General features: G+C 62.7%; 24 protein-coding genes, 4 pseudogenes and 1 riboswitch. Of the genes and pseudogenes, 15 read left to right on the top strand and 13 right to left on the bottom strand.

The genetic code is table 11. From position 1 onward, the window contains the following. Positions 1 to 726, top strand: a 726-nt coding sequence (locus E4Q23_RS10490; protein ID WP_169066588.1) for a mechanosensitive ion channel family protein, incomplete at its 5' end; no start/stop codon positions are given. 313 nt (positions 727 to 1039) lie between these two features. Next, positions 1040 to 1498, top strand: a pseudogene (bfr, locus tag E4Q23_RS10485) (bacterioferritin); the annotation flags it as partial. A 73-nt stretch (positions 1499 to 1571) separates the two neighbouring features. On the opposite strand, the gene dtd reads toward bfr, so the two are convergent. Together dtd and E4Q23_RS10475 are read right to left on the bottom strand one after the other, a co-directional pair. Next, positions 1572 to 2024 carry a D-aminoacyl-tRNA deacylase gene (dtd, locus tag E4Q23_RS10480; RefSeq protein ID WP_169066586.1) on the bottom strand — a complete coding sequence of 151 codons (453 nt, stop codon included), beginning with the start codon at positions 2022 to 2024 and terminating at the stop codon, positions 1572 to 1574. A 7-nt stretch (positions 2025 to 2031) separates the two neighbouring features. After that, a complete protein-coding gene (locus E4Q23_RS10475) occupies positions 2032 to 3063 on the bottom strand; it encodes a cation diffusion facilitator family transporter (RefSeq protein WP_169066585.1) in 1032 nt (343 codons plus the stop codon). 89 nt (positions 3064 to 3152) lie between these two features. On the opposite strand from E4Q23_RS10475, the pseudogene E4Q23_RS10470 reads away from it, so the two are divergent. From E4Q23_RS10470 to E4Q23_RS25195, 4 genes and pseudogenes are all read left to right on the top strand, one after another. Continuing rightward, positions 3153 to 3821, top strand: a pseudogene (locus E4Q23_RS10470) (response regulator). Further along, entirely contained in the window at positions 3797 to 3922 is a 126-nt protein-coding gene (locus tag E4Q23_RS25205) for a hypothetical protein (RefSeq protein WP_423753340.1), read from the top strand. The pseudogene E4Q23_RS10470 and the gene E4Q23_RS25205 overlap by 25 nt, the downstream one beginning before the upstream one ends. Positions 3923 to 3944: 22 nt before the next feature. After that, positions 3945 to 4508 carry a hypothetical protein gene (locus E4Q23_RS25200; RefSeq protein WP_423753339.1) on the top strand — a complete coding sequence of 188 codons (564 nt, stop codon included), beginning with the start codon at positions 3945 to 3947 and terminating at the stop codon, positions 4506 to 4508. Beyond that, positions 4475 to 4741: a sensor histidine kinase gene (locus tag E4Q23_RS25195; RefSeq protein ID WP_366144226.1), complete on the top strand. Its 267-nt coding sequence runs from the start codon at positions 4475 to 4477 to the stop codon at positions 4739 to 4741. The genes E4Q23_RS25200 and E4Q23_RS25195 overlap by 34 nt, the downstream gene beginning before the upstream one ends. Positions 4742 to 4885: 144 nt before the next feature. Here the strand turns inward: E4Q23_RS25195 and E4Q23_RS10460 are convergent, their stop codons facing one another. After that, positions 4886 to 5527: a class I SAM-dependent methyltransferase gene (locus tag E4Q23_RS10460; RefSeq protein ID WP_169066584.1), complete on the bottom strand. Its 642-nt coding sequence runs from the start codon at positions 5525 to 5527 to the stop codon at positions 4886 to 4888. Positions 5528 to 5833: 306 nt separating this feature from the next. Here E4Q23_RS10460 and E4Q23_RS10455 point away from each other — a divergent pair, with 306 nt between their 5' ends. Beyond that, on the top strand, positions 5834 to 6745 hold the full coding sequence (locus E4Q23_RS10455; protein ID WP_169066583.1) for a DMT family transporter: 912 nt from the start codon (positions 5834 to 5836) through the stop codon (positions 6743 to 6745). 60 nt (positions 6746 to 6805) lie between these two features. On the opposite strand, the gene E4Q23_RS10450 is transcribed toward E4Q23_RS10455, so the two are convergent. From E4Q23_RS10450 to E4Q23_RS10440, 3 genes are read right to left on the bottom strand one after another with little or no spacing between them, the layout of a single operon-like run. Continuing rightward, the gene (locus E4Q23_RS10450; protein ID WP_169066582.1) at positions 6806 to 8005 is read right to left on the bottom strand and encodes a hypothetical protein; all 1200 of its coding nucleotides are present in this window, start codon (positions 8003 to 8005) and stop codon (positions 6806 to 6808) included. Positions 8006 to 8057: 52 nt separating this feature from the next. Continuing rightward, the gene (locus E4Q23_RS10445; RefSeq protein ID WP_169066581.1) at positions 8058 to 8789 is read right to left on the bottom strand and encodes a hypothetical protein; all 732 of its coding nucleotides are present in this window, start codon (positions 8787 to 8789) and stop codon (positions 8058 to 8060) included. Next, a complete protein-coding gene (locus E4Q23_RS10440; RefSeq protein WP_336511663.1) occupies positions 8698 to 9150 on the bottom strand; it encodes a hypothetical protein in 453 nt (150 codons plus the stop codon). The genes E4Q23_RS10445 and E4Q23_RS10440 overlap by 92 nt, the downstream gene beginning before the upstream one ends. A gap of 6 nt (positions 9151 to 9156) precedes the next feature. Between E4Q23_RS10440 and E4Q23_RS25190 the strand changes: the two genes are divergently transcribed. After that, positions 9157 to 9699 (top strand): hypothetical protein, encoded by a 543-nt coding sequence (locus E4Q23_RS25190; protein ID WP_423753338.1) that lies wholly within the window; start codon positions 9157 to 9159, stop codon positions 9697 to 9699. Positions 9700 to 9782: 83 nt separating this feature from the next. Here E4Q23_RS25190 and E4Q23_RS10430 read toward each other — a convergent pair whose 3' ends face one another. The 6 genes from E4Q23_RS10430 to rapZ form a co-directional block, all read right to left on the bottom strand. Continuing rightward, positions 9783 to 10133, bottom strand: coding sequence for a TfoX/Sxy family protein (locus tag E4Q23_RS10430; protein WP_169066579.1), 351 nt, complete (start codon positions 10131 to 10133; stop codon positions 9783 to 9785). A gap of 9 nt (positions 10134 to 10142) precedes the next feature. Further along, positions 10143 to 10982, bottom strand: a complete 840-nt coding sequence (gene metF, locus E4Q23_RS10425; RefSeq protein WP_169066578.1) for a methylenetetrahydrofolate reductase [NAD(P)H] — start codon at positions 10980 to 10982, stop codon at positions 10143 to 10145. A gap of 13 nt (positions 10983 to 10995) precedes the next feature. Next, positions 10996 to 11346, bottom strand: a complete 351-nt coding sequence (locus E4Q23_RS10420) for a phage holin family protein (protein ID WP_169066577.1) — start codon at positions 11344 to 11346, stop codon at positions 10996 to 10998. Between the two features lie 30 nt (positions 11347 to 11376). Further along, complete coding sequence (gene ahcY / locus E4Q23_RS10415; RefSeq protein WP_169066591.1) at positions 11377 to 12786, bottom strand: adenosylhomocysteinase; 1410 nt, start codon at positions 12784 to 12786, stop codon at positions 11377 to 11379. A gap of 104 nt (positions 12787 to 12890) precedes the next feature. Further along, a riboswitch (S-adenosyl-L-homocysteine riboswitch) is annotated at positions 12891 to 12963 on the bottom strand. Positions 12964 to 13040: 77 nt separating this feature from the next. After that, complete coding sequence (locus E4Q23_RS10410; RefSeq protein WP_169066576.1) at positions 13041 to 13415, bottom strand: NusG domain II-containing protein; 375 nt, start codon at positions 13413 to 13415, stop codon at positions 13041 to 13043. Between the two features lie 126 nt (positions 13416 to 13541). After that, entirely contained in the window at positions 13542 to 14423 is an 882-nt protein-coding gene (gene rapZ, locus E4Q23_RS10405) for an RNase adapter RapZ (protein ID WP_169066575.1), read from the bottom strand. Positions 14424 to 14505: 82 nt separating this feature from the next. Here rapZ and E4Q23_RS10400 point away from each other — a divergent pair, with 82 nt between their 5' ends. The 5 genes and pseudogenes from E4Q23_RS10400 to E4Q23_RS10380 all read left to right on the top strand — a co-directional run. Then, positions 14506 to 15696, top strand: coding sequence for a M20 aminoacylase family protein (locus E4Q23_RS10400; RefSeq protein WP_169066574.1), 1191 nt, complete (start codon positions 14506 to 14508; stop codon positions 15694 to 15696). Between the two features lie 329 nt (positions 15697 to 16025). Continuing rightward, a pseudogene (locus E4Q23_RS10395) lies at positions 16026 to 16705 on the top strand (response regulator transcription factor). After that, positions 16674 to 18167 carry a sensor histidine kinase gene (locus E4Q23_RS10390; protein WP_248595366.1) on the top strand — a complete coding sequence of 498 codons (1494 nt, stop codon included), beginning with the start codon at positions 16674 to 16676 and terminating at the stop codon, positions 18165 to 18167. The pseudogene E4Q23_RS10395 and the gene E4Q23_RS10390 overlap by 32 nt, the downstream one beginning before the upstream one ends. 11 nt (positions 18168 to 18178) lie before the next feature. Continuing rightward, positions 18179 to 18421: a cytochrome c gene (locus tag E4Q23_RS10385; RefSeq protein ID WP_169066573.1), complete on the top strand. Its 243-nt coding sequence runs from the start codon at positions 18179 to 18181 to the stop codon at positions 18419 to 18421. A 116-nt stretch (positions 18422 to 18537) separates the two neighbouring features. Next, a pseudogene (locus E4Q23_RS10380) lies at positions 18538 to 20131 on the top strand (copper-translocating P-type ATPase); the annotation flags it as partial. A 64-nt stretch (positions 20132 to 20195) separates the two neighbouring features. On the opposite strand, the gene E4Q23_RS10375 reads toward E4Q23_RS10380, so the two are convergent. Next, positions 20196 to 20555 carry an RES family NAD+ phosphorylase gene (locus E4Q23_RS10375; RefSeq protein ID WP_336511662.1) on the bottom strand — a complete coding sequence of 120 codons (360 nt, stop codon included), beginning with the start codon at positions 20553 to 20555 and terminating at the stop codon, positions 20196 to 20198. A 207-nt stretch (positions 20556 to 20762) separates the two neighbouring features. On the opposite strand from E4Q23_RS10375, the gene E4Q23_RS10370 reads away from it, so the two are divergent. Together E4Q23_RS10370 and E4Q23_RS10365 are read left to right on the top strand one after the other, a co-directional pair. Continuing rightward, a complete protein-coding gene (locus tag E4Q23_RS10370) occupies positions 20763 to 21104 on the top strand; it encodes a copper-binding protein (protein WP_169066571.1) in 342 nt (113 codons plus the stop codon). A 199-nt stretch (positions 21105 to 21303) separates the two neighbouring features. Beyond that, on the top strand, positions 21304 to 22608 hold the full coding sequence (locus E4Q23_RS10365) for a TolC family protein (protein WP_169066570.1): 1305 nt from the start codon (positions 21304 to 21306) through the stop codon (positions 22606 to 22608). Positions 22609 to 22675: the final 67 nt, after the last annotated feature.

Below are 22675 nucleotides of genomic sequence, written 5' to 3'. Positions count from 1 at the left end.
GCTCTGGTCACCACTTTCGGTTACCTGGCAGTGGCTCTTTCGGTCATCGTCGCGCTATCGATCGCCGGCATCCAGTTCACCAATCTGGCCATCATTGCCGGTGCGATGTCGGTGGGCATTGGTTTTGGCCTGCAGAATGTCATCAATAACTTCGTATCTGGCATCATCATGCTGGTGGAGCGGCCGGTGAAGTCCGGCGACAGGATCATCGTCGGCGGCACCGAGGGTTACGTCGAGCGCATCAGCATACGCACGACGACCATACGCACCTTGGAACGTGCCGATGTGATCGTGCCCAACTCGGACCTGATCTCAGGCCAGGTGACCAACCTGACGCTGCGCAACACCTGGGGAAGGATCACGGTACCCATAGGCGTTGCCTACGGCAGCAACGTCGAGAGAGTCATCGAGACGCTTCACGAGGTCGCCAACAATCACCCGGAAGTCATCAGAGGCAACCCGGAGCTATCCGAGCCTTATGCACTGTTTCTGAGCTTCGGTGACAGCGCGCTGATGTTCGAGCTGCGCGCCTTTATCCGCGAAGTCGACCGGCGCCAGCGCGTGATCAGCGACATCAATCGTGCCATCGATGCCGCGTTCCGCGAAGAGGGCATCGAAATCCCCTTTCCTCAGCGTGATATCAATTTCCGTGGGCCTTTGCGGATCGAGCGCGCCCCGGTGCTTCCACGACCAGCCACTGCTCGCGAGGACCCGCCAGAGGCATAGCGCTGGCCCCGATTCGAATTACTGGCGATTGTTGCAGACCGCCGGCGGCGGTACATTCTCGCTAGGCTCGGGGTCAACAGGGCGCGCGAATGAGCTGCCGGAAAGGAGCGCATTGTCTGGAGCCACGCTTGCTGGAAACTGAGTGACGACGCGAGCTGTTCCTTGATGTGAATTGCGCGGCCACGTTGCTGTCTGTAACGGTGGCTGCGCTGTCATACTGGCGGGCAAGCTCAGGGTGGAAACCCGGCTCACCCGCGCTTCCCCAATTACCCGCCGCAACACTTTTTGCGGCAAACCTCAAAACGGAGTCCCCATGAAAGGTGACAAAATGGTCATCCAGCTGCTCAACAAACAGCTGGCCAACGAGCTTGCCGCGATCAACCAGTATTTCCTGCACGCCCGGATGTACAAGAACTGGGGTTTCAATGCCCTCGGCAAGCACGAGTACGAGGAGTCGATCGAAGAAATGCAGCACGCCGACAAGATCATTGAACGTCTGCTGTTTCTCGACGGCCTGCCCAAGATGGAGGTGCCGAAGCTGTTAATCGGCAGCAACGTTCCCGAGTGCCTGAGCGGCGACCTCAAGCTCGAGCGCGCTGCGCACGCCGACCTTATCAACGCCGTGAGCCACTGCGAATCCGTCAAGGACTACGTCTCCCGCGACCTGCTGCAGGAGATCCTCAATGACACCGAGGAGCACCTTGACTACCTCGAAACGCAGCTCGATCTGATCGACAAGGTTGGCTTGCAGAACTATCTGCAGACGCAGATGGGGGGGGGCGTCAGGGGACTGATCGTCGGCTGGCTGCCTAGCGATGAGCGAGCGCTGCTGGCTCGCCCAGCGGCTACTCCGCTTGCCGCGAATCGAGGCTGATCGTCACCGGACCGTCGTTGATCAGGTGAACTTGCATGTCGGCGCCGAAGACGCCGGTCGGCACCTGCCGTCCCAGGGTTTTCTCGAGGCACAGGACAAAGCGCTCGAAGAGCGGTTGCGCCAGGTCCGGCGGTGCCGCGCGGCTCCAGGAAGGGCGGTTTCCTTTTCGGGTCGATGCAAAGAGGGTGAACTGGCTGACCGCCAGCAGTTCGCCGTCGGCATCGACGACGCTGCGGTTCATGACCCCGGCGGCATCGGCAAAAATGCGTAGCCTGGCCAGCTTGGCGGCCATCCAGTCAAGATCGGCGGCGGCGTCAGAGGGCTCGAAGCCGGCCAGGACCAGCAGACCGGTGCCGATGCTGCCGGTCACTTGACCGTCGACTTCCACCCGTGCCGAGGCGACGCGTTGGGCGACGACCCGCATCCCTCGCTCAGCTTCCCGGCACGCCGCGTTGTTCGCCGGGCGCCAGCCAGCGGACGGCATTGTGCAGAGGTTCCGGCTGTAAGGTGACGTGCGTGATGCCTTGCTCGGAGAGGAGCTGCCGACTGGCGGCAAGGACCGCTGGCCAGTGTGCCAGCGATTCGACGACGAGATGCGCCGATAGGGCGATACGGTTCGACGAGAGTGTCCAGATGTGCAGATCGTGCACCGAGGCAACGCCCGGCACGCCGGCCAGCCGGCGACCGACCTCCGCGGTGGACAGGCTCACCGGGACACCTTCCATCAACGCCTGCAGGACCTCGCGCAGCAGGCGCAGGCTGGACACCAGCATCAGCGCGCAGATCAGCAGCGAGAGCAGCGGGTCGACGGTCATCCAGCCGGTCCACATGATCACCGCACCGGAGACCAGCGCGGCCACCGATCCGAGCAGGTCACCGAGCACGTGCAGCAGGGCGCCGCGGGTATTCATCGTTTGCTCGCCGTGCATCAACAACCAGGCGACACCGATGTTGAGCACCAGTCCAATCGCCGCGACGATGGTTACCGCTTCGCCGTTGACCACCCCCGGTTCGAGAAAGCGGCGCACCGCCATCACCGAAATGCCAACCACGACCACGACCATGAACAGCACGTTGGCCAGCGCCGCCAGCGTTTCGACGCGGCCGTAGCCGTAGGTGTGTCGTTGTGTCGGCGGCCGTTTCGAGATCCAGGCGGCAAAGGCGGCGAGGGCCAGCGAAGCACTGTCGGTGACCATGTGCCCGGCATCGCCGAGCAGTGCCAGCGATCCCGACCAGAAACCGGTGACTGCCTCGACGGCGGCAAAGCCGAGCGTCAGCAGCAACGCCCAGATCAGGCGTGGGCCGGCGTCCGCGTGGTGGTGGTGATGCGCGTGGCCATCGTGATCGCCATGCGCGCTATAGTCGTGCGCGGTGTGGCCCGCTGCGTGCGAATTGCCGTCGTGATCGTGGCCCTCGTGGCCCTCGTGGCCCTCGTGCTTATCGTGTGGGTGGTGTTCGCTCATAGTGGCGGCATTCTAGCCGACATCAATGCCGCCGGGGTCAGCTCAGGACTGCGGGCGGAAGATGCTGCCGTTGGCTGAAAGGAGAAAAGATGCGGGTCCTTCTGGTCGAAGACGACGCAATGATCGGCAATGCCGTTCTCGCCGCCTTGAAGGATGCTTCCTACGCCGTTGATTGGCTACGCAACGGGCACGGCGATCAGCACCATGGCGAGTCAAATCTATGAGCTGGTGCTCCTGGATCTTGGTTTGCCGGGCAAGGACGGACTGCAGGTGCTCAACAGCATCCGCAGCCAGGCCAACCCGGTGCCAGTCCTGATTATCACTGCACGCGACGGCGTCGAGGACCGGCTTTTGGGCCTGACGGCGGCGCTGATGACTACGTGCTCAAACCCTTCGAGATGCGCGAATTGCTGGCTCGCATGCGGGCGGTGATGCGCAGGAAAGGTGGCGCCGCGGCTGCCGAGCTGAGTAATGGTCTTGTTTCGCTTGATCCAGCGGCGCACAAGGCACGCGTCAAGGATGGCGAACCCGTAACGCTTTCCAATCGTGAATTCGCGCTCCTGCAAGCACTGCTGATTCGTCCCGGTGCGATCCTGTCGCGTAGCGAGCTGGAGGACAGGATCTACGGCTGGGGCGAGGAAGTGGACAGCAATGCCGTCGAATTCCTGATTCTGATTCATGTGCTGCGCAAGAAGCTGGGCAGCGAAGTCATCAAGAACGTTCGGGGAGTTGGATGGATGGTCTCGAAAAGCGTCTGAGAGAGTCGCTGCAAAGCAAGTTGTCCGTCGGGCTGTCACTGGCGATTCTCGGTGTGGCCCTGATCGCCGGTATCTTCGCTTTTTTTTCTGGCGCACCATGAGGCTGAGGAGTTGCAGGACGACGTGCTGCGTCAGCTTGCGGCGGTCATTGTCCGGCAACACCTGGCCCTGGCTACTCCGCCTGTGGGAGAACTCGGTAACGAGGAGGTTCGTGATCGGGAGAATCGCGTTTTCGTGCAACTCCTCGCCGGCAGTTCCTCGATCGCCAGCGGTGTGTCTGCCGATCTGCCCTTGGCGTTGCCAACAGATCTGGTCGACGGTCTGCAGACGGTGAGTATTGGTCATGAACGCTATCGCGTTCTGGTCAGGGCTCTCGACAGTGGGGATCGCCTAGCCATAGCGCAGGACACGGCTGTCCGCGACGAAATTTCTCGCGGCGGCGCGCTACTCACGCTGACGCCCTTCCTGATCCTGGTTCCGATCCTGCTATTTGTCGTCGCCGCTATCGTTCGCAAGATATTTCGCCCGCTTGCCGCGCTCGCCCATGAAATCGATCAGCGCCACGAAGACGAGTTGCACCCGATTGCCCCCGAGACTCTGTGGTGGGGAACGCGATTCGTTACACGCCGGCCGGTGGGCGCGTCGACTTGTCGGTGCTGGCTACCGCCGTCGCGACGACGCTGGTAATCGAAGATAGCGGTCCCGGCATTCCGGACGCAGAGCGAGAGCGGGTGTTTGATCCGTTCTATCGCGTCCTGGGCAGCAACGAGATTGGTTCGGGGCTCGGTCTGTCGATTGTTCGGGCTATTGCCGTTCGTGTGGGCGCCACGCTGGCTTTTGGCTTTGCTAACCAGCAATCGTGTTCAGGCCTGCGGGTGACGGTAACTTTTCCAGCCGTAGAGAAGGGATGCTGCGATTGATCCGGGCACAACCCTGTCGCCGACCAGTACGCGGCGTGACAGCGGTGACAGCGGCTTTTTGAAGTGCCCGAGCAGCGGCGAAGAAAGAGGGGGACGAAAGGCGCATGGAGTTTTCGTGGCTTTGCTGCAGAACTTGTTCAGCTTCTATTGAACTCGTTCGAACAGGGCCAGGTGTAGCGTGTGAAAGAAAGGGCTGCGCGCAAAGTCCTTCACCAGTCGGAAGCCTTGCGTTCTGAAGTAGGTTTCCACCTCGCCAAGCGGCGTTGTGAATTTCTGCGACCTGCGGCCACCGCAGAGCACCCGGAGACGGCGGGCGAAGGAGCTTGCCGAAAAGGGACTCGAGTATGAGAGGACGACCTGGCTCCCGGCGACGCGACAGAGTTCAGAAACCGCTTTTTGCCGGATGCTCGGCGTCGGGAAATGATGAAACAGGCGAAAACAGACGATGGTATCGAACTGTCCATCGGCGTAGGTCAACTGTTCGATATCCTGCTCTTCGAGCCGGCAGTCAAGCCCGTTATCGGCCAGGCCCTGGCGGGCAATCTGCAGCATGGCGACGGAATGATCGGCGCCGCTCACTTGATAGCCCTGCCTGGCCAGATGGACGCTTACTCTGCCACCGCCGCAAGGCAGGTCCAGTACTCGCCGGCTTTTCGCAACAAGGGTAAATACCTGGTCGAGTAACGCCATCTCGGCGAACTGTTGCCTTGCGGGGCGATCCTTGTAGGCCAACGCGGTGCTCACGTCGTACTTGGTTTTGCCGCGATAGTCGATCACTGTTTGCATGTGCTGGCCTCCTGGCTCGGTTAGCCGGAAACGGGTTTTACGCTTGCCAGGAAGTGTGACCTGGAAAGCCGCGCTTCCCCGCGCCGGCGGGTGTGTATGCCTGCGAAGATAGCGATCAAGACTTAGCCCAGCCTTAGCTGCTGACGGCCGCTGTCTCGGGTAGGCTGCGTGCCAGCCGGTCGGTCTGAGGACCGGAGAGCGCTTTCGCCGTCGCCGACGTTTACCCGTCGTCGCCGTTGACGTACAGTGAGCGCCCGCTTCGTCAGCCAGAGGCTTTCGCACTATTTTTTTTTTCTTGCCATCGGCATGCCCTGGAAAAATTGGTCTGCCGAAAGTCTCGGGGTCGCGCTGGCGATTCTGGCGGCCTTCGGCTTCTCGTTCAAGGCGATCTTCGTCAAGCTCGCCTACGCCGTCCCGCAGGCAGTGCCGGTCGAGGCGATCACCCTGCTCGCCTTGCGGATGAGCTTCGCCCTGCCCTTCTTCGCGGTCATCGCGGTGCACGCCAGTCGCGCGGCGCCGTCGCTGTCCCGGCGTGACTGGCTGACGCTGATTGCGCTCGGCCTGCTCGGTTACTACGGCGCCAGCATTCTCGACTTCATTGGCCTCAGCTACATCAGTGCCGGTCTCGAGCGCTTGATTCTGTTTACCTATCCGACGCTGACGGTGATGATCGGCGTGCTGTTCATGGGCAAGGCCTTGCAGCACCGCGAGATCGGCGCGCTGCTGCTGTCGTACGCGGGAATCGGCCTGGTCTTTTTCCACGACCTCGAGTTCTCGGGGGAGGCGCGATCGGTAGTCATCGGCTCGCTTTTCATCTTCGCTTCGTCGCTGGCCTACGCTTTCTACCTGGCGGGCAGCGGCAGCATGATCCAGCGCCTCGGTTCGGTGCGCTTCACGGCCCTGGCGATGCTGGTCTCGGTCCTGGCCACGGAGCTGCATTTGCTCGTCACGCAGCCGCTGTCGGCGTTGTTGCTGCAGCCGCTGCCAATCTATGCCTACGCGGCGGCGATGGCGCTTTTTTCCACGGTGCTGCCGGTCTTCCTGCAATCGGCGGCGATCCGCCGTATCGGCGCGAGCAAGTCGGTGATGATCGGAACTCTTGGCCCGATGCTGACCATCGTCTTCGCCTGGTTGCTGCTCGACGAGCCGCTTTCCCTGGTGCAGTTGGCAGGCGCTGGACTGGTCCTGGCCGGGGTGTGGCTGGTCTCGCGGCGTTGAGCCAGTCCAGGAAGCGCCCGCGGCTGCGAGGCGCGCCTGTTGGCCGGCGCGTCCACGCCACTAACGGATGATGCAGTTTTCCTTGAGGTAGGTGAGCGCCTGGCTGCCGGAAGTATCGGCGGGGTCGACCAGGGCGTTCTCCAACTCGGGAAAGACTTCATTCCAGAGAGCCTCGAGGTCATCCTGCATGGCGTAAGGGGCAAAAGCGCGGATGAAGGCCAGTGCCGGTTGGCGTTGCAGGCCCTCTTTCCGGATCTTGCCGATCAGCGTACGTGCGGCGGCCTTGCTCAGTGCCGCCCTGGGCGCCATATCGACCGCCAGACAGAGGAAAATCGTCAGCAGCGAATTATCGTCTACCTTGCCAGCGGTGATCTTCTGCCAGTCCTGTGACACGCCTGCGCTGAACTGGCTGGCTTCCTCGAGACCGAAGTCGCGCAGGAAATACAAGGGCTCAAGCTCGGGAATCAGCTTGTTCATCGCCTGCGAGGCGTCGAGAATCCGCGGCAGATCGTCGCTTTCGACCTTGTGCAGTTCCCTGCGAGCGGCTGCCTGATAGGCTTCCGGCAGCGCCTTGAAAACCGCCGCGAGGCTTTTTCTGCCTTTGGCGGGGACGCCTTTTTCGCGGAGTTTCGCCAATATGCCAACGAATTCGGCGGCGTTGGGAAGTGAAGCTGCCGTGCTGCCGGCGAGATGCAGGAGGACGGCGGTGCGGATGATCGACTCGCTGGCCACGGTCGAAATCTCTTCCGCAGGGACGCCGAGGCTTTCGGCAAACCACAGCGCCGTGTCGATCGTCTGCTGGTGGTCTTGCCGTTCTGCGCGCGCCTGGCGATAGTCGGCGCTACTGCGCAGCGACCAGTCGGCGAGAAACAGCTTCTGGGACTGCTTGATCATGATTCCGAACGAGGCATCCTCGGGCATTGCCCAGAGGCTTTTCAGCATTTCCGAGCCGCCCCGCGAATGCGACAGAAAAGTACCGTCACGCAAGGAGTGTGCTGCTTTTTCAAGGTCGCCACCACTTTGTTCCTCAAGGAACAAACTGACCAGATTGACGATTCGTTCGCGTGCTTCGTCGATGTTCGGGCGCAGGTACTGGGTGCCGAAATACTCGGCGATCTGCACCATGCCCTTCGGCCCGTCGTCGACAATAGCGGCAATTTTCGCGTCGGCCAGGATGCCGGCGCGGACGCCGAAAGCGAGCGCACGTTCGAAAAAGGGCCGCTCGTCGAAAACGGCGAGCTGGTGGTGGTCGTTGGGCATGGGCGGTCAGCTGTCTGCGGCTAGCATTGGGTGCATCGAGAGATCTACCGATCTACAAGGCTGATTCTTCCTCGGGCTCACCCGGGGGGCGGCGCTGCTCATTGGCACGAGTTGGCGTCTCGTCGCTTGCAAGTTGCGGTTCTTCGGCTCGTGCGCGCGCCCGCAAGATCAGCAGGACATCGCGAAAAATCTCGGCATGTTCGTAGCGCAGGAGCCAGGTCAGCTCCATCCAGTCCTGATCGCTGACTTCGCTATGGCTGAGGAAGGGGCGATTGGCCTCGGGATCCGACAATTCGTCGAGACGTTCGTCGTCGTTCAACTCGGCAGCCGCTTCATCGACGTCGTCGAAGAAGCCGAAAGTGCCGGTTTTGAAGAAGTGCTCGACGATTTCGGCACGATCACAGAGATAGTCCGCCAGCGCGTCGCAGCCGCCGTCTACCGCCGCGATTGCCTCGATGAACTCGCCGGGGTCGCTGTCAGCCCGGAAAATGACCGAGTTGATGATCGCCTGCAGGCGTTCGTGAGTGGCATCGCCATAGCGACGCTCAAGGACGATGGCGCGCGCGAATTGCTCCGGCAGGACCAGCAGGCTGACCACCGATTCCTTCGAGGAATCGAAGTCGCGGAGGACTGCCAAGAGGTCCTTGGCGGCGAAATCATCGAGCGCGACGACCAGGGCGCCGTCGCCGTCGCTATCGACCAGGGAGGCCAGCGCCGCTTCGGCCCCGACGATGTCGCCGACGCGGATCAACTTCTCGGCGCGTACGAGTACTGGGTGACTCATCAGTTGTCTCCCGAATGGCGATCTTTGCGGTCAAAACCCTGTTCGGCAAGCCAGTCGCGCCCGCTTCCTCGAGATCGATGTCGTCGCCGTCGACGTCGGGGTCGGAGCGGTCGTCGTCGAAATCGTTGCGCTGCCGTCGATCGCCTGACTCTGACGAAGGCTTATTCCGGCCGTGCAGGTATTCCAGGCACGCGGTGACGACCAGGAAGCGTTCGCCGTTCGGATCTTCGAGGACCGTTTTCGCCAGCTCGCTGGCCCACGGCTGCAGATGCACGCTCTCCAGCAGTATCTCCCAGGAAGGTAGGTCTTCCGGGTCCTGAGACGCCAGATCGCGCATGACTTCGGGGCTGGAAAAGTCCATTCCCCCGTGGAACGTGACGGCGACCATTTCCGGGCTGAATTCGATCATCGGCAGCAGTTCGGGAAGCTGACTGCGCTTCAGGAGCAGCCGCTGGGCGAGGACATCGTGCCCAGCCGAATCGGTCAGCAGGTCGTCGAGCTCAGCGTCGTAGGCCGAGCTGAGTTCTTCAAAAAAATTGCGACAGCCTCACTGCAATATTCCTTCCAGGTAGTTCTTCCAGATCTCGCGCGCAGTCTCAAGCGGTTTTTCGAGAAGATTGCGACGCCGGTTCTCGTCATAGTCGTGCCGCTTGCCCTCGTCGGAAAGCGTTTCGTACGCTTCCTGAACGTCGCGGAATCGGTCAGCGGCGTCGGCCGCGGTATTGCGGTCAGGGTGGAGCTGCAGGGTTTTTTTTGCGATAGGCCTGCTTTACGCCTTCGAGAGACGTATCACTGGCCACGCCAAGTACTGCGTAATAGTCCTTCATGCGTCCTCTTCGGGCTGGGTCGGCTGCGCGCTGGCGCGCGTGCCGCTGAAGCAGGCGAGATTGCGCAAAGCGGGCCATTCTAGCCCGAAATCAGCGCTTTCGGCCGGCGCGCGAACGAAGCGGCCGCTGCGCGCGACGCTGGCGTGCCTCCGCCCCGCCGACGAAGTTACTTTGCCGGCTTGCGATTGCGCGCCGCCGCGGCCAGCGCGGCACGCGCCCAGGGCAGCATTTCCTCGCTACTCTCCATCGCCTCTTCGGGCACCGTCCAGTAATTCATGGTGTCGCTACGGCCGTCCTTGCGCAGCAGGCGGAAAGGCTCGCCGCCGACAGTTTCGAAGGTGGCTGCGCTTTGCGCGTCAGCCTTGAGGTAGAGGATGTCGTTGGCGACGATGGCAAAGAAGAGATCGTCGCAATAGAAGCCCCAGCCGCCGAACATCGCCTTGACGCGCAGGGTGCCCAGCGGAGCGAAGAGTTCGAGAGCATAGCGGACAACTACGGGTAGCTCGCGTGCAGCCATCTTGAAAACCTATGATAGACGGAGGCGCTGCCACAAGGCGGCGGTCAGCGCGTCCTGGTTGAGGGTGTAGAAGTGCAGGCCCGGTGCGCCGTTGGCCAACAGGCGTTCGCAAAGCCCGGTTACCACGTCGAGGCCAAAGGCGCGGATCGATGCACTATCGTCGCCGTAGCTTTCGAGCTTCTTCCTGATCCAGCGCGGTATTTCTGCACCGCAGGTATCGGAAAAGCGCGCCAGGCTGCTGTAGCTGGCGATGGGCATGATGCCGGGGACGATTGGCAGGTCGATGCCGATTGCCTGGCACTCGTCGATGAAGTGTGCGTAGGCGTCGAAGTTGTAGAAGTACTGGGTGATTGCCGAGTCGGCGCCAGCGTCGAGCTTGCGCTTGAAGCTTTGCAGATCGTCCTGCGGATTCTTCGCCTGCGGGTGGTACTCGGGGTAGGCGGCGACCTCGATATGGAAGCAGTCGCCGGTTTCGGCACGGATGAATTCGACCAGTTCGTTGGCGTAGCGAAAAGCGCCAGGCCGGGCCATCCCGGATGGGAGGTCGCCGCGCAAGGCGACGAGGTGGCGGATACCGTTCGTGCGGTACTCTTCAAGGATGCTGCGGATGCTTTCGCGCGTCGAGCCGATGCACGACAGGTGCGGCGCCGCCTGGTAGCCCTCGCGCTGGATCTCGAGCACCGTTTCGAGCGTTCGGTCACGGGTCGAGCCGCCGGCACCGAAAGTGACCGAAAAGAAGCGCGGCTTGAGCGCGGCCATGCGGGCCCGCGCGGCGCGCAGCTTTTCGGCGCCCTCGGGCGTTTGCGGTGGAAAGAGCTCGAGGCTGAAAGTACGCTTGTTCTGTGTCATGAGGAGAACATCACTAGCCCTTGCGGGTGGTCAACAGGGAAGAAAGTAGCGACGAGATGATGCTGTACAGCAGCGCTCCGAAGACGCCCGGCCAGAAGCCGCTGACGACGAATCCGTCGACCAACGAACCCGCCAGCCAGAACATCAGGCCGTTGACCACGAACAGGAAGAGGCCGAAGCTCAGCAGCGTGACCGGGAGTGTCAGCAAGACCAACAGAGGGCGTAAGGCGGTGTTCACCAGCCCCAGCAGCACGGCGGCGATCATGGCCGTGCCAAATGATGCCAGCTGTATCGACGCGGGCATCAGGTAGGCGACGGCAAGGAGTGCGCAGGCGTTGAGCAGCCAGAGCAGGATCAGGCGCATGACGATCTCCCCCTGTTAAGGTCTCGGGTATCAGTAGCGGTAGTGGTCCGGCTTGTAAGGACCGTCCTTGGCGACACCGATGTACGCTGCTTGCGCATCGCTCAATTCGCTGAGTTGGGCGTTCAGGGTTCTGAGCTGCAGGCGCGCGACCTTTTCATCCAGATGCTTGGGCAGTGTATAAACGCCGATCGGGTAATCGTCGGTCCGCGTGAACAGCTCGATCTGGGCGATCGTCTGGTTGGCGAACGAGGAACTCATCACGTACGACGGATGGCCCGTGCCGCAGCCGAGATTGACCAGACGACCCTTGGCCAGCAGGATGATGCGCTTGCCGTCGGGAAAGATCACGTGGTCAACCTGTGGCTTGATCTCTTCCCAGCTGTAGCCCTCGATCGACGCGACGTCGATTTCGTTGTCGAAGTGCCCGATGTTGCAGACGATGGCCTGATTCTTCATCTTCGCCATGTGGCTGTGGTCGATGACGTGGTAGTTGCCGGTGCAGGTGACGAAGATGTCGGCCTTGTCCGCCGCGTAATCCATGGTCACTACCCGGAAGCCTTCCATGGCCGCCTGCAGCGCACAAATCGGGTCGATTTCGGTGACCCAGACCTGGGCGGAGAGGGCGCGCATGGCCTGTGCCGAGCCCTTGCCGACGTCGCCGTAGCCGGCAATCAAGGCGATCTTGCCAGCGATCATCACGTCGGTCGCCCGCTTGATGCCGTCAACCAGAGATTCGCGACAGCCATAAAGGTTATCGAACTTCGACTTGGTGACCGAATCATTGACGTTGATGGCCGGGAAGCGCAGTTCGCCCCTGGTGTGCATCTGGTAAAGGCGATGCACGCCGGTGGTGGTTTCCTCCGTGACCCCCTTGACCGCCGCCAGGCGGACGGAGTACCAGGCGGGATCGCTGGCCAGCTTGGCCTTGATCGAAGCGAAGAGGATCGTTTCTTCTTCCGAAGTCGGCTTGGCGAGAACCGAGGGGTCCTTTTCGGCTCTGGCACCGAGGTGCAGGAGCAGGGTTGCGTCACCACCATCGTCGAGAATCATGTTGCTGAAGCCGCCGTCGGGCCACTCGAAGATGCGGTGCGTGTAGTCCCAGTAGTCGGTCAGCGATTCGCCCTTGACGGCAAACACCGGCACGCCGGATGCCGCGATCGCTGCGGCGGCATGGTCCTGGGTCGAAAAGATGTTGCACGACGCCCAGCGCACTTCGGCGCCGAGGGCGGTCAGCGTCTCGATCAGTACGGCGGTCTGGATGGTCATGTGCAGCGAACCGGTGATGCGCGCGCCCCGCAGGGTCTTGGTAGCGGCAAATTCTTCGCGAATCGCCATCAGGCCAGGCATTTCGGTTTCGGCGATGCGCATTTCCTTGCGGCCCCAGTCGGCGAGGCCGAGGTCGGCAATCACGTAGTCTTGGGTCTTGCTAAAAGCGTCCAGCACAGGTGGCTCCTTCAGAACTTTGCCGGGACAGGAAGCCGTCGTGTGCCCACTGAAGGACTTCAGCGTGGGCCCATCCCGTTTCCCATGTCCGGCATGGGTTGGTTGGATGAGCGCCGTTTGAGAAATCCGAGCCTGAAACTGTCTCGCGACAGCCCTGCAGCGCCCCTCGGATTAGGCTTGCCATTATAACCGGATCCTGGTCCGTTAAAGCAGGGCTTCCGTCACGAACCCGTGCTCGTGCCGCGCCGGGTTCAGTAAGCGAGTGAATCGTAAGTCTGCTTGCTTCCCCGCACCTCGACGCTGACCTGGTTGGGAGCGCAGATGGCGATCTCGCCGGGGCGCGACAGCCAGCCCTGGCGCACGCAGTACTGGCGAAGGCCGGGATCCGCAGCGACGCGCACGCGACGCTGGTCGACGACCACCGTGGTGATGCCCAGCGGACCGGGGACTTCGATGCGCCGATTGCGTGATAGTTCGAGTTCCGAGAAAACGTCGCCGCCGCGCCGGACGATGGCTTTTTCAGCAACGCCTGCCCGCCAGGCCAGCGGGAAGGCGGTAGCACAGAAGGCCAGGCCGAGCGCCACGATCAGCCAATCGCCGGGCTTGAACAGCCCGAACCAGTGCATGACCGTTACCGTGACAGTCGCGTCCGCGACTCACGAAGCTCCCTTCTCCCCTCTGCGGGAGAAGGGTTGGGGAAGAGGGGAGCAGCCATGACTATCATGAGCGGGGGTTCTGGGGCGTCATGACCGTCAGGAAATGTCGAGAGTGCTGAGCATCGGCGGCGGCAACTCGCGGTGGCGAACCAGCACCCGGGCACTGCTGCGGAATTCACGCCCCAAGCGTTCGGCGAGGTAAACCGAGCGGTGTTGCCCGCCGGTGCAGCCGATGGCTACGGTCAGGTAATTGCGACTGTCGCGGATATACGCCGGTAGCCAGGCGCGAACGAAGCCGGCGATGTCCTGGCGCATGCGCAGGACTTCTGCTTCGGCTTCGAGAAAGGAAATGACCTGCTCGTCGCGGCCGGTCAGCGTGCGCAGGCTGGCTTCGTAGTAGGGATTGGGCAGGCAGCGCACGTCGAACACCAGGTCGGCGTCGAGCGGAATGCCGTTCTTGAAGCCGAACGACTCGAACAGCAGCGCCAGTCCCTGGCAAGGCTCCGCCATGTCGTCGGTGGCGACGAACTGGCGCACCCACTCGCGCAAGGCTGCCGGCTTGAGGACGGTGGTGTCCATGTGATGAGCGATGGCGGACAGGCCGGCGAGGTGGACACGTTCTTCGGCGATTGCTTCGGTGAGGGTCAGCCGATCGCTGGCCAGTGGATGTCGGCGCCGCGTTTCGGAATAGCGTTTGATCAGCGTGTCGTCCTGCGCGTCAAGAAACAGCAACTGCAGTTCGAGATTCCGGGTCCGCAGTGTGTCGAGTTGCGGCGGTAGCTTGGCGACGCTGTCGCCGCCGCGACTGTCGATCACCACGCCGACCTTGCGATAGCCCTGCTGGTCGAGTTGCTCGACAAGCTGCGGCAACAACTGCGAGGGCAGGTTGTCCACACAATAGTAATCGGCGTCCTCCAGTACCTTGAGGGCAATCGATTTTCCGGAACCGGAGAGGCCGCTAATGAGAACGAGGTGCATGTGAGCAAGGATAGCGGTGTGCGCAGTCCCGAGCAAGTCACTCTGGCATACTCTCGATGTTCCTTTTTGTCAGGTCAGGCTCATGACTCTTTTTGATATCCCTTTTCTCGGCGAACTGGCGGCAATTCGGCGTGATCTTCATGCCCACCCGGAGCTTGCTTTCAATGAGTTGCGCACTGCCGATTTGGTGGCGCGCGAGTTGAGCAGCTACGGGCTGCAAATCCATCGCGGGCTGGCGCGTACGGGCGTTGTTGCGACCCTGCGCAATGGCAGTGGTGCGCGGGCGATCGGCCTGCGCGCCGATATGGACGCCTTGCCGCTGCTGGAGAAGAACGATTTTTCCCACCGCTCGACCGCGCCAGGTCTGATGCATGCTTGTGGTCACGACGGCCATACGGCGATGCTGCTCGGCGCCGCGCGCTTCATGGCCGAGCACGTAAACGAGCTTGATTTCGACGGCAGCGTGCATTTCATCTTCCAGCCTGCCGAGGAGTCGGAGGGAGGGGCGGCGGTGATGATGGCCGACGGCCTGTTCGAGAAGTTTCCGATGGACGCCGTATTTGGCCTGCACAACTGGCCCGGAATCCCGGTTGGCGAAATGGCGGTGATGCCCGGGCCGGTGATGGCCGGGACCTGCGCCTTCGAGATCTGGGTGCGTGGCCACGGTTGCCATGCCGCGATGCCGCATCAAGGGGTCGATACGCTGGTCGTCAGCAGCCAATTGGTGCTGGCCTTGCAGACCGTCGTGGCGCGCAACGTCCACCCTTGCGAGTCGGCCGTGGTCAGCGTCACCCAGATACACGGCGGTGAAGCCTGGAACATCATTCCCGACGACGCCGTCCTGCGCGGCACGATCCGTAGCTTCAACGGGCAAACGCAGGCGCTGGTCGAGAGCGCCGTCGAACGCCTGTGCAGCGGCATTGGCAGCGCTTTCGGTGCGCAGATTTCAGTGCGCTTCGACCATCGCTATCCAGCAACGGTCAATAGCGTGGCAGAAAGCGAGGTCTGTCGTCAGGTGGCGAGGGACGTGCTAGGCGCTGACAAACTGCGCATGGACGAACTGCCGTCGATGGGCGCCGAAGACTTCGCGTACATGCTGGCCGAGAAGCCGGGTTGCTACGCCTGGTTGGGCAACGGTCCCGGTAGCGGCGGCTGTACCTTGCACAATCCCCACTACGACTTCAACGACGAAATCCTGCCGATCGGCATCAGTTACTGGGTGCGCCTGGCAGAGGCCTGGCTCAAGGGGAGGCGCGCGGAAGGCCCGGCCTGAGTTGCTGGCCAGCGTTCCGCGAAGGCGCCGGCATGGCTCGCGGAACGTAGTGCGTGGTGCATGACGACGGTGGGCGGTTTTTTGTTACACTCGCACGATAGCAGGGCCGCAGCCCGCCCCGCGACCGACCGCAGCGATGACGGTGGTTGCGGTACTGCTGCAAAGGCCCGCGAAAAAATGGCGGGGAGTATCCGCGTACAGTACGTGGATACTCCCCGAGTTCCGGCCGAAGTCAGAACTCCCAGACCATGAAATGGAGAACAGCGTGTGTAGCGTAAAGGCGGGGGCTTACAGGCAGCTTACGTGCGTCAGCTCAAGAACCGAGAGCGATGCGCATTCTTCTTGCTGAAGACGACAGAATCATTGCCGATGGCCTTTGCCGCTCGCTGCGCAAGGGAGGCTACGCCGTCGACTGCGCGTACACAGGAATCGACGCCGATACCGCTTTGATGACCAACGTCTACGATCTGGTAATTCTCGACCTGGGTCTGCCAAGGTGCCCGGCCTGAACGTGCTGCGCCGGTTGCGCGCTCGCAAATCGAGCACTCCGGTATTGATCCTGACTGCGCTCGACGGTATCGACGACCGCGTCAAAGGGCTTGATCTGGGTGCCGACGATTACATGGCCAAGCCTTTCGAGCTGCCTGAACTCGAAGCGCGTGTGCGCGCGCTGAGTCGCCGCTCGTCAGGCACGGCCCGGCTTATCCATTGCGGTTTGCTTACTTTTGACCAGACCGACCGTTGTGCGATGGTCAATGGCGAGATGCTCGACCTTTCGGCTCGTGAGCTCGGCTTGCTGGAGATTCTCCTCTCGCGCGCCAGGCGGCTGGTCAGCAAGGACCAACTGGTCGATCACCTCTGTGGCTGGGGCGAGGAAGTGAGCCATAACGCCATCGAGGTCTATATCCATCGCTTGCGCAAGAAACTCGAAGCGACTGGTGTCAATATCACGACCGTGCGCGGCCTCGGATACTATCTTGAGAAACCTGCGGAAGAAACGAGACCCTGACGTCCAGCGCTCGCTCTTCGGCGAGATCCTGGACTGGATGCTGGCACCCTTACTGTTCGTGTGGCCGATCAGCATCGCATTCACCCACTACTTTGCCAATAGTGTTGCCAGCTTCCCTTACGATCAGTCACTGCGCGAGCATGTAACGGCGATATCGCGCCAGATCACTTTCGACGACGGGCATCCGCAACTGGCGGTGCCGGCTCTGGCGCAGCTTTTTCTGCGTTCCGACGAGATCGACAACGTCTATTTCCATTTGCTCGATGGTGACGGCGAACTGGTCGTCGGCGACCCCGAACTGCCCGTGCCGGTCTTGCCCATCAGCCTGGAGAACAAAGAGCCCGGCGAGGTTCATTTTCGCGATGACGAGTACCGCGGCCAGACGCTGCGCGTCGCCTACATGGTTCTCTTCGCCAGCGCCCAGTCGACGACGCCCCGGGTCTTGATCGAAGTCGGAGAAACGACTGAAAAGCGCTCGCAGTTGGCGAACAAGATCATTGCCAGCGTGATCTTGCCACAGTTCGTGATCATCCCCCTGGCGGTGGTGCTGGTCTGGTTCGGGCTGTCGCAAGGCTTGCGCCCGCTGACCCGACTGCGCAAGCGCATCGAAGCGCGTCGCGAAGCGGATCTCTCGCCGATTTCGCTGAGCCGCGTCCCCGAGGAGCTGCGGCCGCTGACCGAGGCCTTCAATTCGATACTGGCGCGGATGCAGAACAACGTCGACGCACAGCGCCGTTTCATTGCCAACGCCGCGCACCAGATGCGCACGCCGCTCACCGGCTTGAAGACGCAAGCGCAGCTGGCCATGCGCGAGCGTGATCCGGGCGAACTGCGGCACGCCTTGAGCCAGATTCTCGCTGGCGTTGATCGCGCCTCGCGCCTGGTCGACCAGTTGCTGGCGCTGGAGCGCGCCGAAGCGAGTGGTCACTCGCAGCAGACGCTGCTAGCGCTCGACCTTGAGCCACTGCTGCGCGAAATCGTCGAGACCTGGGTCGTGCAAGCGCTTGAAAAGCACATTGACCTTGGCTACGAGCCGGCCGGTGCCGTGCCCATCGTCGGTAACGCTTTTCTCTTGCGCGAGATGATCAACAATCTGCTCGACAATGCCCTGCGCTATACGCCCGCCGACGGACGCGTCACGGCGCGCGTGTTTGCGCAGGGCGATTTCGCCCTCCTCGAAATCGAAGACAGTGGCAGCGGTATTTCCGACGACGATTCGCTCAAGGTTTTCGACCGCTTTTACCGGGCCGACGGCAGTGATGGCGAAGGAAGCGGCCTGGGCCTGGCTATTGTTCGCGAGATTGCCGAGATCCATCAGGCTGCGGCCAGCCTGCGTCCAAAGACCAGCGGCGCGAGTGGTGAAGCGGTGTGCGGCTGTATTGCCAGGATCGTTTTCCCGTTGCGGCGCTTGCAGCCGTCACGCCTGCCAATTCCGGCAGCCGCCCGCACCGGCTTTGCCTGACCGCCGCCGGTATGGCCCCGCCTTGCCGGATGGTTGCGCCGGCGATCGGCGGTAGTGACGGCGTTCCCGATCTGACTCCCAGGGACGGCCAACTGGCACTCGCCGACGAGGTGCTGACCAAGCGCATCGCCGAAGGTTTTCAAAGCCCCGGGTCGCCAATGGAGATGCCGCCGCGCGGCGGCAAGCCTGGCTTGAGCGCTGAGGATATCAAGGCGGTCGTGCACTACATGCGTCAGGAATTTGCTGTCCGATGACCCATCACGTACAGCTGGCGGCATGACCAGAGGCGACCAGGACCTGCCGAAATCTACTTCCACAAGCGAGGGCTGGAAGTGCTGGACACCCTCTCCCTACGCGGCGTCAAATCGGTCGTCAATCCAGCCTCAACATGTTCACGCTGATCGGCCTGGGTGTTGGCTCGGCATATCTCTTCAGCATCGTCGCGGTCCTCTTTCCGGGGCTGTTCCCGGATGGCTTTCACGACGAGCAGGGGCATGTGGGCGTTTACTTCGAAGCCGGCGCGGTCATCGGCGTCCTGGTTCTGCTCGGGCAGGTGATGGAGCCGGGCGCGCGTGAGTGCACCGGTTCGGCGATCCGCGCCCTGCTCGACCTCGCCGCCAAGACGGCGCGCGTGATCCGCGCCGACGGGCGCGAGGAGGAAATCCCCCTTGAGGACGTCGTCGTCGGCGAGCACCTGCGGGTGCGCCCCGGCGACAAGGTGCCGGTCGATGGCGTCGTGCGCGAAGGTCACTCGTCGATCGACGAGTCGATGATCTCGGGCGAGCCGGTACCGGTGGAAAAGGTCGCCGGAGACACGGTCACCGGGGCGATGATCAACGGCACCGGTTCGTTGATCATTGAAGCGCAGCGGGTCGGCGGCGACACCGTGCTCAGCCAGATCGTCGAAATGGTTGCCAATGCGCAACGCTCGCGGGCGCCGATCCAGAAGCTCGCCGACTCGGGTTGCCGGCAAGTTCGTTCCGGCGGTGATCGGCATCGCCATCCTGGCCTTCATCGCCTGGGCGACCTGGGGACCGGCACCGGCGTTTTCCTACGGCCTGGTCGCAGTGGTGGCGGTGCTGATCATCGCCTGCCCTTGTGCGCTCGGCCTGGCGACGCCGATGTCGATCATGACCGCCACCGGGCGCGGCGCGCAGGCCGGCGTGCTGATCAACAACGCCGAAGCGCTGGAGCGCTTCGCCAGGGTCGACACGCTGATCGTCGACAAGACCGGCACGCTGACGGTCGGCAAACCGAAGCTGGTGGCGGTCCTGCCCGCTGCCGGGCACGAGGAGGACGAAGTGCTGCGCCTCGCGGCGAGCCTGGAGCGGGGGTCGGAGCACCCGCTCGCCGAAGCCATCGTCAGGGGAGCCGCGGAACGTGGGGTCGAGTTGGCCAAGGCTGACGAGTTCGAGGCGCTCACCGGCAAAGGTGTGAAGGGCGTCGTCGATGGCCAGGCGGTTGCCCTGGGCAATGCCGCACTGCTCACTGAACTGGGCCTGGATGGAGGCAGCTTCGGCGAGGCGGCCAACGCCCGCCGCGACGAGGGTGAGGCGGTGATGTTCATCCTGATTGGCGCAGAAATTGCCGGCCTGGCAAGCGTCGCCGACCCGGTAAAGGAGAGCACTCCAGAAGCACTCAAGGCGCTGCACGCCGAGGGCCTGACGATCATCATGGCCACTGGCGCCGGCGTGGCCATCGCGAGTGCCGGCTTCACGCTGGTGAAAGGTGACCTCAACGGTATCGTGCGCGCCCGCCGTTTGGCCCGAGCCACGATGCGCAACATCAAGCAGAACCTGTTCTTTGCCCTGGTCTACAACGCCGCCGGGGTGCCGGTCGCCGCCGGCATCCTGTATCCCTTCCTGGGCATCCTGGTGTCACCGATCTTTGCCGCCGCGGCGATGAGTCTGTCGTCGATCTCGGTGATCAGCAACGCCTTGCGGCTGCGCAGCGTGCGCATATAGACGGGATCGATTTCGCCATTGCGGTGATTGCACCGCGACACTGGTCGCGACCGCCACCCGGTGGTCAGCCGTTCGCCCTGAACATTCGGCTGTCCCAGATCACCGGTTCGGCGATGGACACAATCAGCTTGTGAAATCGAGGGTGTGCCGGATTGACCATCGCATTGCACTCCAGGCGGGCGACAACGGACGGAACGACAAGGATCAGACTCCGCCCTGACGCAAGCCAGTCGTCGGCGAAGCTACGGGCAACGCTGCTGTTCTCGGCATCCCAGGCAGCCGGCAGGCTGTGCCGATCGTGGCGCTCGACAGACAGCTCGTCCGGCCCTTCGGCGACGACAACGCGCTGGCTACGTGGCACCCGGCCGAGGGTGGTAGGCGCTTGTTCGACACGAAACGACATAGAGCCTACGCCGTCCGCCAAGGCCGTGTTGGCGGTGCTCGATGGCGAACAGCATTACAGTAATGTAATCTCGATGTCAGCTTGCTGACCGGGTGACGCAGTCATCATTGGCGGCCTTGATCATCTTGAGTTCAGCGCATGCGCCATCCTTGTGCAGGAAGAAGTCCTCCTTTCCGGATGGAAACTCAGCGCCTTTCGACCCCCGATCATCTACCCACAGGATCCGCCATGAAATCTCTGTTTCCCGTCATTTCCCTGCTTACCATGGCCCTTGCCAACCCGGTGTTTGCCGCCGCCGAGCACGATTCCCATCATCCGGCGGGCAGCGGCGCAGCTAGCGACAAGGCGGCAGCTTCCGCAGGCACCGTCAAGAAAATAGACAAGGCGGCCGGCAAGATCACCATCAAGCATGGCCCGCTGGCCAATCTCGGGATGCCGCCGATGACCATGGCTTTCCGTGTCAGTGACCCGGCGATGCTCGATCAGGTCAAGGCAGGCGAAAAGGTAAGCTTCACCGCGGAGAATGTCGGCGATGCCTTGACGGTCACCGCACTCGAGCCTGCGAAGTAGTTTCCTTTCTCCCTACGGGAGCAGCGCGCTTCGTGAGTCGCGTGCGCGACTTTCACATTAACGGTCATGACACGTGGAGACACCCCAAATCATGAAAGTCATGACCGTTACCCTCTTCCCCTGACCCTTCTCCCGCAAGGGGAGACGGGAGTTTCGTGAGTCGCGTACGCGACTTTCACATTAACCGGATTCCCGACAGATGATGCTTTCCACGCCAAGCGCGCTCACGGCAAGCCTTGCTGCGGCCGGCTGTGTGCTGCTTGCGCTCGTGTTAGCCAACGCGCCGGCTTACGCGCAGGGCCCACTCGTCCCGCCGCTGGGTGCTTCGCTCAGCGGTTTGCTGAGCTATGCCCGCGAGCACAACCCCGAGTTGAGTGTCCGCAAATTCGAGGCGGAAGCGGCACGGGAACGGGTCGAGCCGGCGGCGGCACTGCCCGATCCGCGCTTCGAACTCGAACTGATGGACTTCACCAACACCGTGAATCCGGATCGTGCGCCGTCGTTGCTGCCGGGCCAGGTGGGCAATACCCGCTACCGGGTCGTCCAGCCGCTGCCGTTCTGGGGCAAGCGCGAGCTGCGCGGTGAAGTCGCCGAGGCGCTCGCCGAGCAGGTCGAGACCCTGCAGGATGGCACCGTGCTCGAGGTCGAGAACCGCATCAAGACCGCCTACGCCAGGCAGTTCCAGGCCTCTGGCCAGATCCGCATCCTCCGCGAGACCCTGTCGCTGCTCGATGCCATCGAGCAACTGGTGCTGACCCGCTACGGCGTCGGTCTGGTGCCGCAGCAGGACGCCCTGCGGGCGCAGAGCGAACTGACCAGCGTCAAGATCGATCTCGTCGAAGCCGAGCGTCGCAAGCGCGACAACGCCGCCAAGCTCAATGCCCTGCTGGCACGGGACGGCGATGCCCCGCTCGCCGAGCCCGCGCAACTGCCGCCAGCCCCCGCCCGAATTTCCTACCAGAGCCTGCTCGAACAGATCCGCACACGTTCGCCGGAGGTCACGCGCGAACGCTTCGGCGTCGTTGCCGCGCAAAAGAGTCGCGAACTGACCTGGCTGAACCGTTATCCGGATTTCGCCGTCGGCCTGACCAACAACCGCCCCTACAACGCCTCGGACAACTGGGAAGTGATGGTCGGCGTGACCATTCCGCTGCAACAATCGTCCCGGCGCGCCCAGGAGCGCGAGGCCGAGCGCCGTCTGGATGCGGCACAGACGCGCGTGCTGGCCGCCGAAACCCGCCTCGCCGGCCGGCTTGGCGAAACGCTTGCCGCTTTCGAGGCCAGCCGCGACAAGGCGCGCCTGCTGAAGAACACCTTGTTGCCGCAGGCCAGCGCCACTTTCGAAGCGGCCCAGTCCGGTTACGAAAGTGGCCGCGTCAACTTCAACACCCTGATCGACGCCGAGCGGCAGATCCTGCGCGCCCGCCTGGCCTTGCTCGACGCCGACGTGGAAACCGCCGTTCGCCTCGCCGAACTCGAGTTGCTGACCGGAGAAGCGCTGTGAACCGCAGTCTCAAGTTTGCCCTGGCCGTCGCCTTAATCGCCACCATCGCCGCAGCCCTCGGCGCCGG

The sequence above is a fragment of the Candidatus Accumulibacter phosphatis genome (genome assembly GCF_012939955.1).
Lineage (GTDB): Bacteria > Pseudomonadota > Gammaproteobacteria > Burkholderiales > Rhodocyclaceae > Accumulibacter > Accumulibacter delftensis.
The sequence above is the reverse complement of the archived record's forward strand: the minus strand, read 5'-3'. Positions and strand labels throughout refer to the sequence as shown.

Excerpts from the sequence above, each read along its gene's own strand:
- E4Q23_RS10410 (WP_169066576.1), bottom strand. The coding sequence starts at position 13,415 with ATGCACTGGTTCGGGCTGTTCAAGCCCGGCGATTGGCTGATCGTGGCG.
- E4Q23_RS10475 (WP_169066585.1), bottom strand. The coding sequence starts at position 3,063 with ATGAGCGAACACCACCCACACGATAAGCACGAGGGCCACGAGGGCCAC.
- E4Q23_RS10400 (WP_169066574.1), top strand. The coding sequence starts at position 14,506 with ATGACTCTTTTTGATATCCCTTTTCTCGGCGAACTGGCGGCAATTCGG.
- E4Q23_RS10445 (WP_169066581.1), bottom strand. The coding sequence starts at position 8,789 with ATGAGTCACCCAGTACTCGTACGCGCCGAGAAGTTGATCCGCGTCGGC.
- dtd (WP_169066586.1), bottom strand. The coding sequence starts at position 2,024 with ATGCGGGTCGTCGCCCAACGCGTCGCCTCGGCACGGGTGGAAGTCGAC.
- metF (WP_169066578.1), bottom strand. The coding sequence starts at position 10,982 with ATGACACAGAACAAGCGTACTTTCAGCCTCGAGCTCTTTCCACCGCAA.
- E4Q23_RS10365 (WP_169066570.1), top strand. The coding sequence starts at position 21,304 with ATGATGCTTTCCACGCCAAGCGCGCTCACGGCAAGCCTTGCTGCGGCC.
- E4Q23_RS10440 (WP_336511663.1), bottom strand. The coding sequence starts at position 9,150 with ATGGACTTTTCCAGCCCCGAAGTCATGCGCGATCTGGCGTCTCAGGAC.
- rapZ (WP_169066575.1), bottom strand. The coding sequence starts at position 14,423 with ATGCACCTCGTTCTCATTAGCGGCCTCTCCGGTTCCGGAAAATCGATT.
- E4Q23_RS10430 (WP_169066579.1), bottom strand. The coding sequence starts at position 10,133 with ATGGCTGCACGCGAGCTACCCGTAGTTGTCCGCTATGCTCTCGAACTC.
- E4Q23_RS10420 (WP_169066577.1), bottom strand. The coding sequence starts at position 11,346 with ATGCGCCTGATCCTGCTCTGGCTGCTCAACGCCTGCGCACTCCTTGCC.
- E4Q23_RS10460 (WP_169066584.1), bottom strand. The coding sequence starts at position 5,527 with ATGCAAACAGTGATCGACTATCGCGGCAAAACCAAGTACGACGTGAGC.
- E4Q23_RS25205 (WP_423753340.1), top strand. The coding sequence starts at position 3,797 with ATGGATGGTCTCGAAAAGCGTCTGAGAGAGTCGCTGCAAAGCAAGTTG.
- E4Q23_RS10455 (WP_169066583.1), top strand. The coding sequence starts at position 5,834 with ATGCCCTGGAAAAATTGGTCTGCCGAAAGTCTCGGGGTCGCGCTGGCG.
- E4Q23_RS10370 (WP_169066571.1), top strand. The coding sequence starts at position 20,763 with ATGAAATCTCTGTTTCCCGTCATTTCCCTGCTTACCATGGCCCTTGCC.
- E4Q23_RS10385 (WP_169066573.1), top strand. The coding sequence starts at position 18,179 with ATGGCCCCGCCTTGCCGGATGGTTGCGCCGGCGATCGGCGGTAGTGAC.
- E4Q23_RS10450 (WP_169066582.1), bottom strand. The coding sequence starts at position 8,005 with ATGCCCAACGACCACCACCAGCTCGCCGTTTTCGACGAGCGGCCCTTT.